Origin of the sequence: Pseudomonas sp. PDM04 (assembly GCF_014851765.1) — a bacterium.
Classification (GTDB): Bacteria; Pseudomonadota; Gammaproteobacteria; order Pseudomonadales; family Pseudomonadaceae; genus Aquipseudomonas.
The window spans coordinates 481,048-496,243 of record NZ_JACVAI010000004.1 but is presented as its reverse complement, the minus strand read 5'-3'; the positions used below and the strand labels follow the sequence as shown (position 1 = coordinate 496,243).

The following is a 15,196-nucleotide window of genomic DNA, read 5'->3' as shown; positions in this document are numbered from 1 at the left end:
TAACTGCAAACAATCCTGATGCACGTCCGAATGCAACTGTAAAAAGCTTTTTTATTTTTTGTAATCATTCCACGCCACTGGGAGTTCCGGTTGGCGGATAACTGCAGTCCAGACTGAAGAACATGGCCTACTCAAGCAAACTTTCCATTCATTATCTCGAACTCGCCAGAACCCCCGTCTCCACAGGGAATTTTGCGGGTGAAGATGTTCGTTTCTCGAATGATTACGAAAGTCTGGAGAGCGAGCTGGCGAAATCCTCGTCGATGCATGAAAGCGGTCAGGTCGACTGGCTGAAAATTCGTGAAATCAGCGAAAGGCTGCTGAGCACCCAATCCAAGGATCTGCGTGTTGGCGCCTGGCTGACATGGGCGTTGTATCAGTGTGAGTCCTTTCAGGGGTTGCTCGCCGGACTTGGACTGCTGCATGACCTGTGCGAAAACCATTGGGGAGACGTTCATCCGAACAAGGCGCGCACCCGTGCTGCGGCGATCAGATGGTTGGTGCCGCGCCTTGAACAGGTGCTGACTGAGAACATCGCGATCAAAGAGCAGTTGCCGATGTTCCAACTGCTGGTCGAGCATCTGGAAGGCCTGGATGCCGCCTGCACTCAGCACTTGGGTGAAGATGCGCCTTTGCTGTTGCCGATCTGTCGCCGTCTGAAAAGCCGGGTGCAGCGTGTCTCCGAAGATCAGCCAGAGGTGGGTGTGGTCGGTGCAGCAATGGCCCAGGTCAAACAGGTTGCCACGCAACTGTTCACGCCTGGCGCTCCGATCGACAGCGAGAAGGATGCCCATAAGGCCATGCGTGCGCAGCAGGAAAGTGCACGTGCGTTGTGCGCCTGGTGGCTCAAGCAAAAAGCGACCGATCTGCGCGCCCTGCGCCTCAATCGCACTTTGGTATGGCTGCCGATCGACACGCTACCCGAGCGTAACGCCGAGCAGATTACGCCGCTGCGCAATCTGCCAGCCGATGAGCTCAAGAATTATCAGGGCCGGTACGACCAGGGCCAGCATGCCGACCTGTTGGTGGAGCTGGAGACGAATTTGTCGAGGGCGCCGTTCTGGCTTGATGGTCAGCGTATGGTTTGGGAGTGTCTCCGGGCACTGAATGCCGACACGGCGATGCACGAAGTGGAAATCCATTTCGCGCTCTTGGTTCAGCGCCTGCCAGGCCTCGTCGAATTGCATTTTCATGACGGATCCCCATTCGCTGATCCGCTCACCCGTGCCTGGATCAGCACCCATGTCATGCCGCACCTGCAGCCCGCCACCGCACAGCTCAAGGTTGACGTCACCGAGGCTCACCCTGCGTGGGAGCGGGCCCTTGAAGATGCCCTGACGATCTTGCGCAAGGACGGGTTGAAGGTGGCCGTGCAAATGCTCAAACAAGGCCTGAAAAGCGCCAATGGCGGGCGTGTGCAGTTCTTCTGGAGGTTCGCCCTCGCGCGCCTGTGCTTCACCGCCAGGCAGTACGAGCTGGCCAAGACTCAGCTCGAAACCCTTGACCAGACACTACACGGCTCAGGCTTGAATGCCTGGGAGCCCGATCTTGCGCTGCAGGTACTGCATTTGCTGTACAGCTGCTGCGAATTGCTGCCGCAGAACCATGCGGTGCGTGAAAGCAAGGAAGAGATTTATCGCAGGTTGTGCCACCTCGATCTCGAGGTGGTACTCGAATAGGCCCCAGGGCCGCAACCGCAAGGAGAAACACATGGCCAAAGAAGGCTCGGTCGCCCCCAAGGAACGCATCAACGTCACTTTCAAGCCGGCTATCGGTGGTGCTCAGGAAGAAATCGAACTGCCTCTGAAGTTACTGGCAATCGGGGACTACACCCATCGCAGGGACGAACGCAAGGTCGAGGACCGAAAGCCGATCAGCATCGACAAGATGACGTTCGACGAAGTGCTGGCCAAGCAGGAATTGCAACTGACGATCAGCGTACCGAACCGCCTTCAGGAGGGCTGCGATACAGACGAACTGGCCGTGGAACTGCACGTCAATTCCATGAAGGACTTCAACCCGGCGAGTCTGGTCGAGCAAGTGCCCGAGTTGAGAAAACTGATGGAACTGCGCGATGCGCTGGTGGCACTCAAGGGCCCGCTGGGAAACGCTCCCGCGTTCAGAAAAGCCATTGAAGGCGTGCTTTCTGACGACGAGTCCCGCAGCCGCGTATTGGGTGAGTTGGGCCTGAACCTCGCCGCCCAGGACGCCTGAGTCTCTATCAGCCAAGGAAGACAACATCATGAGCACCAATGCAGCGCAGGAAAACAGCCACGAGAACGGCCAATACAGCATTCTCGACAGTATTATCGCCGAAACCCGGCTGACGCCGGATGACGAAGCCTACGACATCGCCAAGCGTGGTGTATCGGCCTTCATCGAGGAGCTGCTCAAACCGCAGAACAACGGTGAACCCGTCAAGAAAGCGATGGCTGATCGCATGATTGCCCAGATCGATGCCAAGCTCAGCCGCCAGATTGACGAGATCCTGCACCACCCTGAATTCCAGTCCCTGGAGGCATCGTGGCGTGGCCTGCAATTGCTGGTCGACCGCACCAACTTCCGCGAAAACATCAAGATCGAAATTCTCAATGTCTCCAAGGACGATCTGCTGGAAGATTTCGAAGACTCGCCGGAAGTCATGCAGGCGGGTTTGTACAAGCACGTTTACACCGCTGAATACGGGCAGTTCGGGGGTCAGCCGGTAGGGGCGATCATTGCCGATTACTTCCTGTCGCCCAGCTCGCCTGACGTGAAGCTGATGCAGTACGTATCCAGCGTGGCCTGCATGTCTCATGCTCCCTTCATCGCGGCCGCCGGCCCGGCCTTCTTCGGCCTGGAAAGCTTTACCGGCCTGCCGGATCTGAAGGATCTGAAAGATCACTTCGATGGCCCGCAATTTGCCAAGTGGCAGAGCTTCCGCATGTCCGAAGACGCCCGTTACGTGGGGCTGACCGTGCCACGTTTCCTGCTGCGAAACCCCTACGATCCGCAGGAAAACCCGGTGAAATCGTTCGTCTACAAAGAGAACGTTGCCAACAGCCACGAGCATTACCTGTGGGGTAATACGGCCTACGCGTTCGGCACCCGGCTGACCGACAGCTTCGCCAAATTCCGCTGGTGTCCGAACATCATTGGCCCGCAAAGCGGCGGTGCCGTTGAGGACCTGCCGCTGCACCACTTCGAAAGCATGGGCGAAATTGAAACCAAGATTCCCACCGAGATGCTGGTTTCCGATCGTCGCGAATACGAACTGGCCGAGGAGGGCTTCATCTCCCTGACCATGCGCAAAGGCTCCGATAACGCGGCGTTCTTCTCCGCCAGCTCGGTACAGAAGCCGAAGTTCTTTGGTATCAGCGCGGAGGGCAAGACGGCTGAGCTGAACTACAAGCTCGGTACCCAACTGCCGTACATGATGGTTGTCAACCGCCTGGCTCATTACCTGAAAGTGCTGCAGCGCGAGCAACTCGGTTCGTGGAAGGAACGCACCGACCTCGAGCTGGAGCTCAACAAATGGATTCGTCAGTACGTGGCCGACCAGGAAAACCCCAGCGCCGAAGTTCGAGGGCGTCGTCCATTGCGCGCCGCCCAGATCATCGTCAGCGATGTCGAGGGCGAGCCTGGCTGGTACCGCGTCAGCCTCAACGTGCGCCCGCACTTCAAGTACATGGGGGCCGATTTCACCCTGTCGCTGGTTGGCAAGCTGGACAAAGAGTAAGCGGAGTCAGTCATGAGGGGGTACGGCAGCCTTTTCGAACGCCTGGGGGGCGACGTGGAAGAGCGCCTCGGCTGGAGCCGCGAAGCTTGCGCGATGGCATCGGTGGCCGCCCACCTGGCCAAGATGCTCAGCACCCGCGCCGGCAGCGTGCAGACACTGCCCGATTACGGGTTGCCGGATCTCAATGACATGCGCCTGAGCCTGCATGACTCGCTGATTCAAGCCCGAGAGACCATCGAACGCTTTATCGAAGGCTACGAACCGCGCCTGAGCAATGTGCGGGTCATTGCCTTGCCGCGTGATTTCGACCCGCTCCGTCTGTCGTTCGGTATCGAAGGCCTGCTGGAGGTGGAGGGCTTCCAGCGTCAGGTCAGTTTCACCGCGTGCCTGGATGGCAGCGGTCAAGTCAAGGTCAGCTAAGGAGCTTCATACTGTGTCCTTCAACCACTACTACCAGAGCGAACTCACTGCCCTTCGCCAGCTGGGTCGCCGATTTGCCGAGCGCAGCCCGGCATTGGCCCCTTTCCTGGGGCAGGCCGGGCGTGACCCGGATGTGGAGCGGTTACTTGAGGGTTTTGCATTCCTGACAGGGCGTCTGCGTCAGAAGCTTGATGACGAGTTGCCCGAGCTCACCCATTCGCTGATGCAATTGCTGTGGCCCAATTACATGCGGCCACTGCCGGCGTTCAGCATTCTGCAGTTCGACCCGTTGAAGCGAACAGGTCCTGCGTTACGGGTCGAGCGTGATACCCCCATCGAAAGCGTGCCGGTCGAAGGTGTGTGTTGCCGCTTTCGTACCTGCTACCCGACCGAAGTCATGGCGGTGCATCTCGCGGCACTCAATTACTCGGTCAAGGGTGACGGTTCGTTGTTGAGCCTGCGTTTGCAAATGAGCGTTGATGGGCACCTCGGTGAACTCGAGCTGAGTCGCTTGCGTCTGCACCTGGCTGGCGAGCGCTACATCAGCCAGATGCTCTACCTCAGCTTGTTGCGCCATCTGGAAGGCATCGAACTGATTCCGCTGGACGGCACCGGCAACCCCATCGACGGGGGGGAAGGCACACCGACGGTGATGAAGATGCACAGCAATCGTGTGCAACCGGTCGGTTTTGCCGAAGAGGAGGCGCTGATCCCGTACCCGCTGAATACTTTCCGTGGTTATCGCTACCTGCAGGAATACTTCGCTTTCCAGGATAAATTTCTGTTCGTCGACATCAACGGATTGGACCTGCTCAGCGCATTACCGGAGAGCGTGCTCAAGCAGGCTCGCGGATTCGAGCTGCGCTTTGACATCCGTGACCGTGGCATTCAGAGACTGCGCCCGACACTCGACAACGTGAAGCTCTACTGCACACCTATCGTCAACCTGTTCAAGCACGACGCCTTGCCAATACGCCTGGACGGCAGGCAGGACGAGTACCTGTTGCTGCCTGTCCAGCACGATCTGAAAAGCTGCGGGGTGTTCTCGGTGGAGACCGTGACCGGCTGGAATGCTGGCGGTCGGGGCTATCAGGTGTATGTGCCGTTCGAATCCTTCGAACATGACCCGAGTTTCGACGTGCCCATCAGCCGCCCGCATTACAGCATCCGTCAGCGTGCGTCCTCGTTGCACGACGGTCTAGACACCTACCTGAGTTTTGGCGTCCGCGACACCGCAGAGCAGGAAACCCTGTCGATCGAGCTGACGTGCACCAACCAGAACCTGCCGCGCCAGCTCAATCTCGGTGACATCTGCATCGCGTGTGAAAAAACACCGGAGTTTCTGACTTTCCGCAACATTACATCCGTGACCAGCAGTTTTGCGCCTCCGGTAAACCGGGACTTTCTCTGGAGGCTGATCAGCAACATGTCACTCAATTACCTGTCGTTGGCCGACGTCAATGCATTGAAGGTGATTCTCGAAACCTACGACCTGCCGCGGTACTACGACCAACACGCAGAAAAAGTCAGCAAACGCCTGTTGGGCGGCCTCAAGTCGATCAGGCATCAGCACGTCGATCGGTTGCATCAGGGTCTACCGGTACGTGGGCTACGCACCGAGCTGACCATCGATCCGCAGGGGTATGTCGGCGAGGGCGACCTGTTTGTCTTCACGTCGGTTCTCAATGAGTTTTTCGCGCTGTACGCCAGCCTCAATTCGTACCACGAGTTACAGGTCAAAAGCACACAGGGAGAGGTGTACCAATGGACGCCACGTATGGGCCTGCAGCCGCTGCTCTAAGTGGGCTGACCCAAGGCATTCGCGAATATTCGCTGTTTCAGGCTGTGCTGCTGGTGATTAACCGGCTGCGCAACGCTCACCCGCATCTGAACGAAGACGACCTTTACGATCAACTGGAGTTTCAGGCCAACCCGAGCCTCGGTTTTCCCGGCACAGATGTCGACCGTGTCGAGTTCTTTCATGAGCACGGGCAGTTGCGCGCGCGCCTGCGGTTCAACCTGATCGGCTTGATCGGTGCCGGTTCTCCGCTGCCAGCGTTTTACGGTGAACAGGCGTTGGGCGACAGCGAGGACGGCAACCCGACCCGCCGCTTCCTCGATCTTTTTCACCATCGCTTGCACCGTTTGATGTTGCCGATCTGGAAAAAGTACCGCTACCGCGCCAGCTTCGAAAGTGGCGCCCTCGATCCGTTCTCGGCGCAGCTGTTTGCCTTGGTCGGGCTCGGTGGCGAAGAAATCCGCCGTGCCCGGGATCTGAACTGGAAACGTTTGCTGCCCTACCTTGGGCTGCTCAGTCTGCGAGCGCATTCGGCAGCGTTGATCGAAGCGGTGCTGCGTTACTACTTCAAGCATGCCGAGCTGACCATCGAGCAGTGCATCGAGCGCCGGGTGGTCATTCTCGACGAGCAACGCAATCGACTGGGCAGCGCCTCCAGCCTGCTGGGCGGTGACCTGGTGCTGGGGGAACAGGTGCGTGACCGCAGCGGCAAATTCCGGATCCACATCCGTGAGCTCGATTGGCAACGCTTCCACGAATTCCTGCCGGTCGGTTTTGGCTACCAGCCGCTGTGCGCGCTGGTGCGTTTCACCCTGCGTGACCCGCTTGGGTACGACATCCGCCTGGTGTTGCGTCAGGCAGAAATCCACGAACTGCGCATAGGTGCGCAGAACGTCTGTCGACTGGGGTGGACTAGCTGGCTCGGTCGCGACAATGCGAACGGCGTGGTGACTCTGGGTAGCACGATTCATTAAAGGACTGATGAACAATGATCAATGTCGACCTGCAACAACTGATTCAGGCACTGGACGCCGAAACCCGCCGTGATCTGGAACGCGCTGCCGAGCGGTGTGTCACCCGTGGCGGCAGCAAGGTACTCATCGAAGACATGCTGCTGTGTTTGCTCGAACGTCCCCAAGGCTTGCTTGCACGCGCGTTGCAAGACGCCGAAGTGGAGGTGTGTGAGTTGAGCGCCGCTTTGCAATCGCGCAGCGAGGACAGTGCGTCGCGTAACCCTGTGTTCGCCCTGGAGCTGGTGCAATGGCTTCAGGACGCGCTGCTGGTGGCCAACCTGGAGTTGGGCCGGAGTCAGGTCGGGCAGGCTGCGCTGATACTCGCGTTGCTGCGTAACCCGATGCGCTACGCCGGCAGTCGTTACCAGCCATTGCTGGCCAGGTTGAACATCGAACGCTTGATCGCATTCGCGCTTTCCCAACCCGATCAAGCGGTGGCAAGTCACCCCGGCATGTCGAACGACTCGCTGCTGGAGCGCTTCACTCATAACCTGACCCAGCAGGCTCGAGACGGCAAACTCGACCCGGTGTTGTGCCGCGATGGTGCGATCCGGCAGATGGTCGATATCCTCGCGCGGCGACGCAAGAACAATCCGATCGTGGTGGGGGAGGCGGGCGTCGGTAAAACCGCGATTGTCGAAGGGTTGGCCACGCGCATCGTGGCCGGTGAAGTACCCCAGGTATTGAAAGGTGTCGAGCTGCTGTCCCTGGACATGGGCCTGCTGCAGGCCGGAGCCAGCCTCAAGGGAGAGTTTGAGCGTCGCCTCAAGGGTGTGATTGAGCAAGTCAAGGCATCCCCGAAGCCGATCATCCTGTTCATCGACGAAGCGCACACGCTGATTGGTGCTGGCGCAAATGCCGGTGGCTCCGACGCTGCCAACCTGCTCAAGCCGGCGCTGGCGCGAGGCGAGTTGCGCACCATCGCTGCGACCACCTGGGGCGAGTACAAGAAGTACTTCGAAAAAGACCCTGCACTGGCTCGTCGTTTTCAGGCGGTCCAACTGCATGAACCGAGCGTTAACGAAGCGGTGACGATCCTCCGTGGCCTGGCACAGGTTTACGAGAAAAACCACGGGGTCTACCTGCGCGATGACGCGGTGGTGGCCGCCGTCGCGTTGTCCGCGCGCTACCTGGCGGGCCGACAGTTGCCTGACAAGGCGGTGGATGTGCTCGATACCGCCTGCGCTCGTGTGCGCATCAGCCTCGCCGCTGCGCCGCAAAGCCTGGAGCTGCTGCGTGGCGAACTGGCTGAGGGTGGCCGTCAGAGTCAGGCGCTGCGCCGTGATGCCGAAGCCGGCCTGTCGATCGACCACGAGGCACTCGCCGCCTTGGAAGATCGTCTGGCCGCCGCTGAAGATGAGAGGGTTGCGCTGCACGCCCTGTGGACTGAACAGCGGACGCTCGCCGAGCGCCTGCTGGACCAACGTCAGCAACTCGCCGCGTCGCGTCAGTCCGATGCCATCGAAGTCACCGATAAACTGGCAGCTGCACTGAATGATACCCACCGTGCCCTGACCGAGGCCCAGATCAAGCAGCGTCTGGTGAGTTTTGAAGTCTGTCCAAGGCTGGTCGCCGAAGTCATCAGCGCGTGGACCGGTGTGCCACTGGCGCAATTGGCTCGAGAGCACAACGCGAAGATTGCCGGTTTTGCCGTCGACCTGGGGGCCCGGATCCGCGGCCAGGAGCAAGCGGTCCACGCCCTGGACCGTGCAATACGTGCCGCCGCTGCCGGCATGAACAAGCCTGACGCACCGGTCGGCGTGTTCCTGCTGGTTGGCCCGAGTGGCGTCGGCAAGACCGAAACCGCCTTGGCCCTCGCCGATTTGCTGTACGGCGGTGACCGTTTCATCACCACCATCAACATGTCCGAGTTTCAGGAGAAACACACCATCTCGCGCCTGATCGGTGCGCCACCGGGATACGTCGGTTATGGCGAGGGCGGCATGCTCACTGAAGCGGTACGCCAGAAGCCTTACTCGGTGGTGCTGCTCGATGAAGTCGAAAAAGCCGACCCGGATGTGCTCAACCTGTTCTACCAGATCTTCGACAAAGGCGTGGCCAACGATGGCGAGGGGCGCGAGATCGATTTTCGTAACACCTTGATCCTGATGACCTCGAACCTGGGCAGCGAGCACATCGGCAAACTCTGCGAAAACGGCGCGCGTCCCCCAGTCGAGAGGCTGGAAGAAACCCTGCGGCCGCTACTCACCGAGCACTTCAAGCCGGCGCTGCTGGCGCGTATGCGAGTGGTGCCTTACTACCCGGTTAGCGGGCCGGTGATGCGTGAGTTGATCGAACTCAGACTCGGGCGTCTGGGCGAGCGCTTGAGTCGACGTCAGCTGGACTTCACCTACTCGCCAAGCCTCGTCGATCACCTCGCCGAGCGCTGCAGCCAAAGCGATAGCGGTGCTCGGTTGATCGACCATTTACTCGACCTGCACGTAGTGCCAAGGGTGGCCGATCGCTTGCTTGACGCGATGGCCAGTGGTGAAAGCCTCAAGCATGTTCACGTAACGCTCGCTGGCCTTGCCGGCGTGACCTGCGAGTTTGCCTGAGGTGGGGACGATGTTTGCACATGTACCGCAGCCGCTGGTCTATGCCGAAGCCTTGTTGGCGCATTTTGCCAGCCTGTCCATTGCAGCGGATGAGCATGCGCTGTTAGGCGATTTCGTGCGCGCAGCAGCCAAACTCAGCGGTTGTGAGTTGACGCAGTTGTACTTGCTGGACGCGCCCGGTAACTCGCTGGGCATGAAGGTCGAGTGCCTGGACGGCATTCTGCAACCCCGCGAACCGGCAAGCCTGCCGACGGATTACAACGGTGAACAGCTACTGCAATTTGCTCTGCGGCAAAACCGCGTGGTCAGCCTGGGTGAGCTGAGTGGCAGCTTGCACGAGACCCGTTTCCTGCCCCCGCACTCCAAGCCTTGGCAGTCGCTGCTGTGCGTACCTCTGGTCAATCAGCACACCGCTGTCGAAGGCTTGTTGCTTTGTGCCAGTCGCCGACACCTCGACCTGCAAGGCTTCGCCGAATCCCTGGGCCGGTTGGGTTCGTTTGTGCTCGGTCACTTGCATGTGTTGCAGCGGCTGCGAGCGCCGGCAGGCAATGCCAGGCCGGCCCGGATCAGCGCTCCGGACGCCCGTGGTTACGGCTTGATCGGCAAGAGCAAGGCCATGCGGGACACCTATTCGTTGATCAGCAAAGTCTTGCAAAGCCCGTACACCGTGCTGCTTCGTGGTGAGACGGGCACTGGCAAGGAAGTCGTTGCGCGGGCGATTCATGACGGCGGCCCGCGCCGCTCGCAGGCGTTCATCGTGCAGAACTGTGCGGCGTTCCCCGAGAGCCTGTTGGAAAGCGAACTGTTCGGCTATCGCAAGGGTGCCTTCACCGGTGCCGACCGCGATCGTACCGGTCTGTTCGATGCGGCTCATGGCGGTACCTTGTTGCTTGATGAGATCGGCGACATGCCGTTATCCCTTCAAGCCAAGTTGCTGCGCGTATTGCAGGAAGGCGAGATCCGGCCGCTGGGTTCCAATGTCACCCACAAGATCGACGTGCGCATCATTGCCGCCACGCACCGGGATTTGTCAGTGCTGGTCCGCGAAGGCAAGTTTCGTGAGGACTTGTACTACCGCCTTGCGCAATTCCCGATTGAGCTGCCTGCATTGCGTCGGCGCGCAGGAGACATTCTCGACCTGGCCCGACATTTTGCCGACCAGGCCTGCGCGTTTTTGCAACGTGATGCGTTGCGTTGGTCCGATGCAGCGTTGGGTTGTCTGGCTGGTTACGCCTTTCCTGGCAACGTGCGTGAGCTCAAAGGACTGGTCGAGCGCGCGGTGTTGCTGTGCGAGGACGGCGAGTTGCTGGCCGAGCATTTCTCCCTGAGCATGCCCGTCATACCAGAAGACAACAGCCAGAATCTGCGTGAACGCATGGAGCAGATCGAACGCGGGCTGTTGCTCGATGGCCTGCGCAAAAACCACGGTAACCAGACACTCACCGCTCGTGAACTCGGTCTTCCGCGCCGCACGCTGCTGTATCGCCTCAAACGCTTGAACATCAATCGGGGTGACCACGATGTCTAGGTCGCCCATCGTCTGTTCGACGTCATCCGTTTCCGATAACGCCGTCCGAAAGGGCTGGCGCCATGTGCATGGTCTTTCTCTGGAGTCCTACTGATGCCTGTTCGTTACTGGCAAGCCGTCGTGCTGTCGCTCGGCCTTCTCTGCGGCCTCAGCGGTTGCGGCGGCAATTACAAATTCAACGACAACACCTATCGCCCATTGGGTGATCCCCAGGCGGTCAATCGCGGCAAGTGACCGCAAGGAGCTCTCCATGGAATTGGTTTTTGAAATCTTGAACCATAAGCAGTTCGTGCCCGGCGTCGTGTGGCGCAAGACCTTCAATCAGGATGGTGGTGTGATTGGACGGGGCGAGGGTTGCGACTGGGTCATCCCGGACCGCAAACGTCAGGTATCCAAGCATCACGCGACGATCAGCTACCGCGACGGCATGTTTTTCCTGACCGATACCAGCCGTAACGGTGTCCAGGACTGCAGGAGCGGTGCGCTCCTGTGCAAGGGCGAAGCGACGCGCATCGATCAGGACGGTCTTTACAGGCTGGGGGATTTCGAGATTCGTGCACGACTGGTGCGCGCGCCGGCAACGCTCGGTGCTGAGACCGGGCAACCACGGGCAGCGGGCAGCACCATCCCGGACGACGCGTTCCTCGACCTGGATCCGCTGCGCGCCCTGAATCATCAAGAGCGTATGTGCTCGACATTCAGCCCACTGATTTCCCCTGATCCGACCCTCGCAGACACCTGTTCGCAAGCTGATTATGCGTGCATCGACAAGGAGCACCTGATCGTGCCGGCGTTGGTGAATGTTTCGCCTGAACCTGAGCCGGACCTTGCGGAGCGTCCGAGTGAAGGTTTCTGGGGGCGGTTGGGGGCTGTGCTGGGGATGGACCTTGAGGGCCACGACTCCGACGCTCGCGAGGCCCTGGCGCTGAACACTGCGCGCCTGCTCAAGCAATGTGTCGACGGTTTACAGCAGAGCTTGCGCACCCGAAGCGAGCTGAAAAACGAGCTGCGCCTGGCATTGACCACGGTGCAAGGCCCAAACAGGAATCCGTTGAAACTTGCCGTCGACACGGATGAAGCATTGGACATTCTGTTGCAGCCCGACAAGCCAGGTCAGTTGTCCGCCCAGCAGTCTATCTGCCGTGCCTTTCGCGATTTGCAGGCGCATCAGGTGGCGCTGCTTGCCGCCAGCCGCGCTGCGGTTCGTGGCACGCTCGAGCACCTCTCGCCGCAGCAGTTGGTCTTGCGTTTCGACCGCGACAATCCACCTTTGCTGTCCACTTCCGGTAGCCGTTGGAGGGCCTACAGCCGTTATCACCAGACCCTGCGTCAGAACGATGACTGGAGCGAGCGTCTGTTGGCCCGTGATTTCGCTCAGGCCTACGAAGAACAGATCCGCCTGATCGCCACCCTTCATTCCGACCATTGAGGACATTACGCATGTCTGGTTATTCGAGCGTTTTATTCAAAAGGCTGCTGGCGATAGTGGCGCTGGTGTCGCTGGCCGGGTGTTCGTGGCTGTCGCCGTATTCCCACGTCACCAAGGTCAACCTGAAGCTCAGCGGCAGCGACCGGTTGAACCCGGACCTCAATGGACGTCCCTCGCCGATTGTCGTGCGCCTTTACGAACTCAGGCACCCGGTGGCTTTCGAGAACGCCGATTTTTTCAGCCTGTACGAACGCGCCAGGGAATCTCTGGCCCCGGACCTGGTGACCAGCGAGGAACTGGAACTGCGCCCTGGTGAAACCGTGGAACTCAAGCTCAGCGTCCAGGAGGGCAGTCGGTATGTCGGCGTTCTGGCGGCCTACCGTGACCTGCCGGAAGCCCAATGGCGCTACACGGCAGAAGTGACACCGGCACAAGTCACCGATGTCGCGCTGGTGCTCGACCAGGCCGGTATTCGCAACAGCAGCCCATCCCTCGCCTATGCGGATGACCGACCATGAACGCCCATAAAGTCATCTGGCAGGAAGGCATGTTGCTGCGTCCGCAGCACCTGCAGCACAACGACCGTTACTACGACCATCAGATGAAGACCCGTACCCGGCTGTTGGGCAGTTACACCTGGGGATTCCTGAATCTTGAGATCGACCTGCAGTTCCTCAACATGGGCAAGCTGGTGATCAGCCAGGCCTCCGGGATCCTGCCGGACGGCAGCTTGTTCGAGCTCGGTGGCAGCACCGAACCGCTGGCACTGGATGTGCCGCCGAACACCGCCAACACGCCGATTTACCTGGCATTGCCGATGGTCACCGGCAATCACATCGAGTCGCGTCGCCCCGAGCAATCGGACGTCCTGGCTCGCTATACCGCATACGACGCCGAAGTGGTTGATTCCAATGCTGGCGAAGACTCTGCCAGCCAGGTCAGTTGCGGCCGGCCGGACTTGCGGCTGTTGCTCGGCGAACGCCAGAGCGACCAGGCCTACGTGAAGCTCAAGGTCTGCGCCGTGCTCGACACTACATCCGACGGCGCGATCAGCCTCGATCCTGAGTTTGTGCCAACGTACCTGCAGGCGCACTCCTCAAGCTACCTGCTTTCGTGCCTGAAAGAAGTGATCAGCATGCTCGGGAACCGCGGCGACACCCTGGCCGAACGCATCCGCTCCAGCGGGAAAGTCGGCGGGGCGGAAGTGGGTGATTTCATGATGTTGCAACTGATCAACCGCTCAGAGTTGCTGCTGCGCCACTGTCTCGGGCTGGAGCAGATTCATCCGGAAGCGTTGTATCGAACGCTGCTGACCATGCTCGGCGATCTGGCGACGTTTTCCAACGATATCAAGCGCCCGCGCCTGGACGGTCACTACCAGCACAGCGATCAGGGCACGAGCTTTCGCCAGTTGATGACGCCCATTCGTCAGGTGCTGTCGATGGTGCTCGAACAGCACGCCATGGAACTCGCCCTGCAAGCGCGCCAGTACGGGATCATCGTTTCCCCCCTGCATGACCACAAGCTGTTGGGCTCGGCCTCGTTTGTCCTGGCCGCCAGTGCCAGCTGCGACGCTGAAGAACTGCGCCATCGCCTGCCGGCGCACCTCAAGGTCGGACCGGTGGAAAGCATTCGTCAACTGGTCAACCTGCATCTGCCAGGCATCAAGATCAAAGCGTTGCCCGTGGCGCCGCGGCAGATCGCTTTCCACTCCAACAAAACCTATTTCATTCTCGAGCCCAGTCCTGACGACCTGGCACAACTGGGGCGTTCTGGCGGTTTCGCGTTCCATGTTTCCGGTGACTTTGCCGAGCTTGAGCTGAAATTCTGGGCCATCAGGAACTGAACGACATGACCAGGGACATGGAACACCATCAGGATGATAAAACGGTTTTGCTTGATCGGCGCGGAGACGCTCCAGCGCGAGAACCGCTGACTGATTTCGCGGCACCACCGCGCTTTGAATGTCTTGAAGACCGAATGATCTATGCCGCGCGTTTGAATGCGACGCATACGTTCAATGTCAGCCTCAATACCCTGGTGGCGGCGGCGGGTCACCTGCTCTCGGAAGTGGTGAGGCTAAAGCACGACAATCCCGCAGAGGACGTGCAGGCGCTCCACGAGCGACTCGTCAACGGGCTGAAACTGTTTGAAGCACGCGCACTGCGCGACGGCACCGAGGAAAACCAGGTGACAACCGCACGCTACGTACTCTGTACGGTGGTCGACGAAGCCGTCGTGACCACATCGTGGGGCAGCGTGAGTGCGTGGTCGCAGATGAGTCTGCTCAGTACTTTCCACAACGAGACGTTTGGCGGCGAGAAGGTTTTCAAGCTGCTGGATCACCTGTCGAAATCCCCGGTCAAGCATTTGCCGATGCTGGAGCTGATTTACCTGTGCCTGTCCCTCGGTTTTGAGGGCAAGTATCGTGTGCAGGCGCGCGGCATGCTTGAGCTTGAGGGGCTGCGCGATGGTTTGTATCGGCAGATTCGCCAGCTGCGTGGCGATGTGCCGTGTGAGCTGTCGCCGCATTGGGAGGGCCTGAGCGATCAGCGTCGTAGCCTGGTGCGTATCGTGCCGGCGTGGATGGTGGTGTCCTTCACCCTGGCCTGTCTGGTGGTGATGTATTCGGGTTTTGCCTGGGTGTTGGGGGTGCAGCGAGACTTCGTCATGCAACCTTATCAATCGTTGAACCCCGCCGTGGTCCAGCCACTGTCGCAGCCGTAAACAGGGAC

General features: G+C 59.7%; 13 protein-coding genes. All 13 read left to right on the top strand.

What is annotated here, in order from left to right; genetic code table 11:
* Positions 1-122: 122 nt before the first annotated feature.
* The 13 genes from tssA (at position 123) to icmH (ending at position 15,188) form a co-directional block, all read left to right on the top strand.
* Positions 123-1,679, top strand: coding sequence for a type VI secretion system protein TssA (gene tssA, locus IB249_RS18365; RefSeq protein ID WP_192307152.1), 1,557 nt, complete (start codon positions 123-125; stop codon positions 1,677-1,679).
* A gap of 31 nt (positions 1,680-1,710) precedes the next feature.
* A complete protein-coding gene (tssB, locus tag IB249_RS18360; protein WP_192307151.1) occupies positions 1,711-2,214 on the top strand; it encodes a type VI secretion system contractile sheath small subunit in 504 nt (167 codons plus the stop codon).
* A gap of 28 nt (positions 2,215-2,242) precedes the next feature.
* Positions 2,243-3,718, top strand: a complete 1,476-nt coding sequence (tssC, locus tag IB249_RS18355) for a type VI secretion system contractile sheath large subunit (protein ID WP_192307150.1) — start codon at positions 2,243-2,245, stop codon at positions 3,716-3,718.
* A 12-nt stretch (positions 3,719-3,730) separates the two neighbouring features.
* Entirely contained in the window at positions 3,731-4,138 is a 408-nt protein-coding gene (gene tssE / locus IB249_RS18350; protein ID WP_192307149.1) for a type VI secretion system baseplate subunit TssE, read from the top strand.
* Positions 4,139-4,151: 13 nt separating this feature from the next.
* On the top strand, positions 4,152-5,939 hold the full coding sequence (gene tssF, locus IB249_RS18345) for a type VI secretion system baseplate subunit TssF (protein WP_192307148.1): 1,788 nt from the start codon (positions 4,152-4,154) through the stop codon (positions 5,937-5,939).
* Entirely contained in the window at positions 5,903-6,910 is a 1,008-nt protein-coding gene (tssG, locus tag IB249_RS18340; RefSeq protein ID WP_192307147.1) for a type VI secretion system baseplate subunit TssG, read from the top strand. Before tssF ends, tssG begins: the two co-directional genes overlap by 37 nt.
* 14 nt (positions 6,911-6,924) lie before the next feature.
* Positions 6,925-9,504 carry a type VI secretion system ATPase TssH gene (tssH, locus tag IB249_RS18335; protein WP_192307146.1) on the top strand — a complete coding sequence of 860 codons (2,580 nt, stop codon included), beginning with the start codon at positions 6,925-6,927 and terminating at the stop codon, positions 9,502-9,504.
* A 10-nt stretch (positions 9,505-9,514) separates the two neighbouring features.
* Positions 9,515-11,032 (top strand): sigma-54 interaction domain-containing protein, encoded by a 1,518-nt coding sequence (locus IB249_RS18330; protein WP_192307145.1) that lies wholly within the window; start codon positions 9,515-9,517, stop codon positions 11,030-11,032.
* Positions 11,033-11,125: 93 nt separating this feature from the next.
* Entirely contained in the window at positions 11,126-11,266 is a 141-nt protein-coding gene (locus tag IB249_RS18325; RefSeq protein WP_192307144.1) for a type VI secretion protein, read from the top strand.
* A gap of 16 nt (positions 11,267-11,282) precedes the next feature.
* Entirely contained in the window at positions 11,283-12,461 is a 1,179-nt protein-coding gene (tagH, locus tag IB249_RS18320) for a type VI secretion system-associated FHA domain protein TagH (protein ID WP_192307143.1), read from the top strand.
* Positions 12,462-12,472: 11 nt separating this feature from the next.
* Complete coding sequence (tssJ, locus tag IB249_RS18315; RefSeq protein ID WP_192307142.1) at positions 12,473-12,979, top strand: type VI secretion system lipoprotein TssJ; 507 nt, start codon at positions 12,473-12,475, stop codon at positions 12,977-12,979.
* On the top strand, positions 12,976-14,307 hold the full coding sequence (gene tssK, locus IB249_RS18310) for a type VI secretion system baseplate subunit TssK (protein WP_192307141.1): 1,332 nt from the start codon (positions 12,976-12,978) through the stop codon (positions 14,305-14,307). Before tssJ ends, tssK begins: the two co-directional genes overlap by 4 nt.
* Before the next feature lie 5 nt (positions 14,308-14,312).
* Positions 14,313-15,188 carry a type IVB secretion system protein IcmH/DotU gene (icmH, locus tag IB249_RS18305; protein WP_192307140.1) on the top strand — a complete coding sequence of 292 codons (876 nt, stop codon included), beginning with the start codon at positions 14,313-14,315 and terminating at the stop codon, positions 15,186-15,188.
* Positions 15,189-15,196 lie beyond the last annotated feature (8 nt).

Bases quoted from the DNA above. Each gene is read 5' to 3' on its own strand.
- tssA (WP_192307152.1), top strand. From the start codon at position 123: ATGGCCTACTCAAGCAAACTTTCCATTCATTATCTCGAACTCGCCAGA.
- tssB (WP_192307151.1), top strand. From the start codon at position 1,711: ATGGCCAAAGAAGGCTCGGTCGCCCCCAAGGAACGCATCAACGTCACT.
- tssC (WP_192307150.1), top strand. From the start codon at position 2,243: ATGAGCACCAATGCAGCGCAGGAAAACAGCCACGAGAACGGCCAATAC.
- tssE (WP_192307149.1), top strand. From the start codon at position 3,731: ATGAGGGGGTACGGCAGCCTTTTCGAACGCCTGGGGGGCGACGTGGAA.
- tssG (WP_192307147.1), top strand. From the start codon at position 5,903: ATGGACGCCACGTATGGGCCTGCAGCCGCTGCTCTAAGTGGGCTGACC.
- tssH (WP_192307146.1), top strand. From the start codon at position 6,925: ATGATCAATGTCGACCTGCAACAACTGATTCAGGCACTGGACGCCGAA.
- IB249_RS18330 (WP_192307145.1), top strand. From the start codon at position 9,515: ATGTTTGCACATGTACCGCAGCCGCTGGTCTATGCCGAAGCCTTGTTG.
- IB249_RS18325 (WP_192307144.1), top strand. From the start codon at position 11,126: ATGCCTGTTCGTTACTGGCAAGCCGTCGTGCTGTCGCTCGGCCTTCTC.
- tagH (WP_192307143.1), top strand. From the start codon at position 11,283: ATGGAATTGGTTTTTGAAATCTTGAACCATAAGCAGTTCGTGCCCGGC.
- tssJ (WP_192307142.1), top strand. From the start codon at position 12,473: ATGTCTGGTTATTCGAGCGTTTTATTCAAAAGGCTGCTGGCGATAGTG.
- tssK (WP_192307141.1), top strand. From the start codon at position 12,976: ATGAACGCCCATAAAGTCATCTGGCAGGAAGGCATGTTGCTGCGTCCG.
- icmH (WP_192307140.1), top strand. From the start codon at position 14,313: ATGACCAGGGACATGGAACACCATCAGGATGATAAAACGGTTTTGCTT.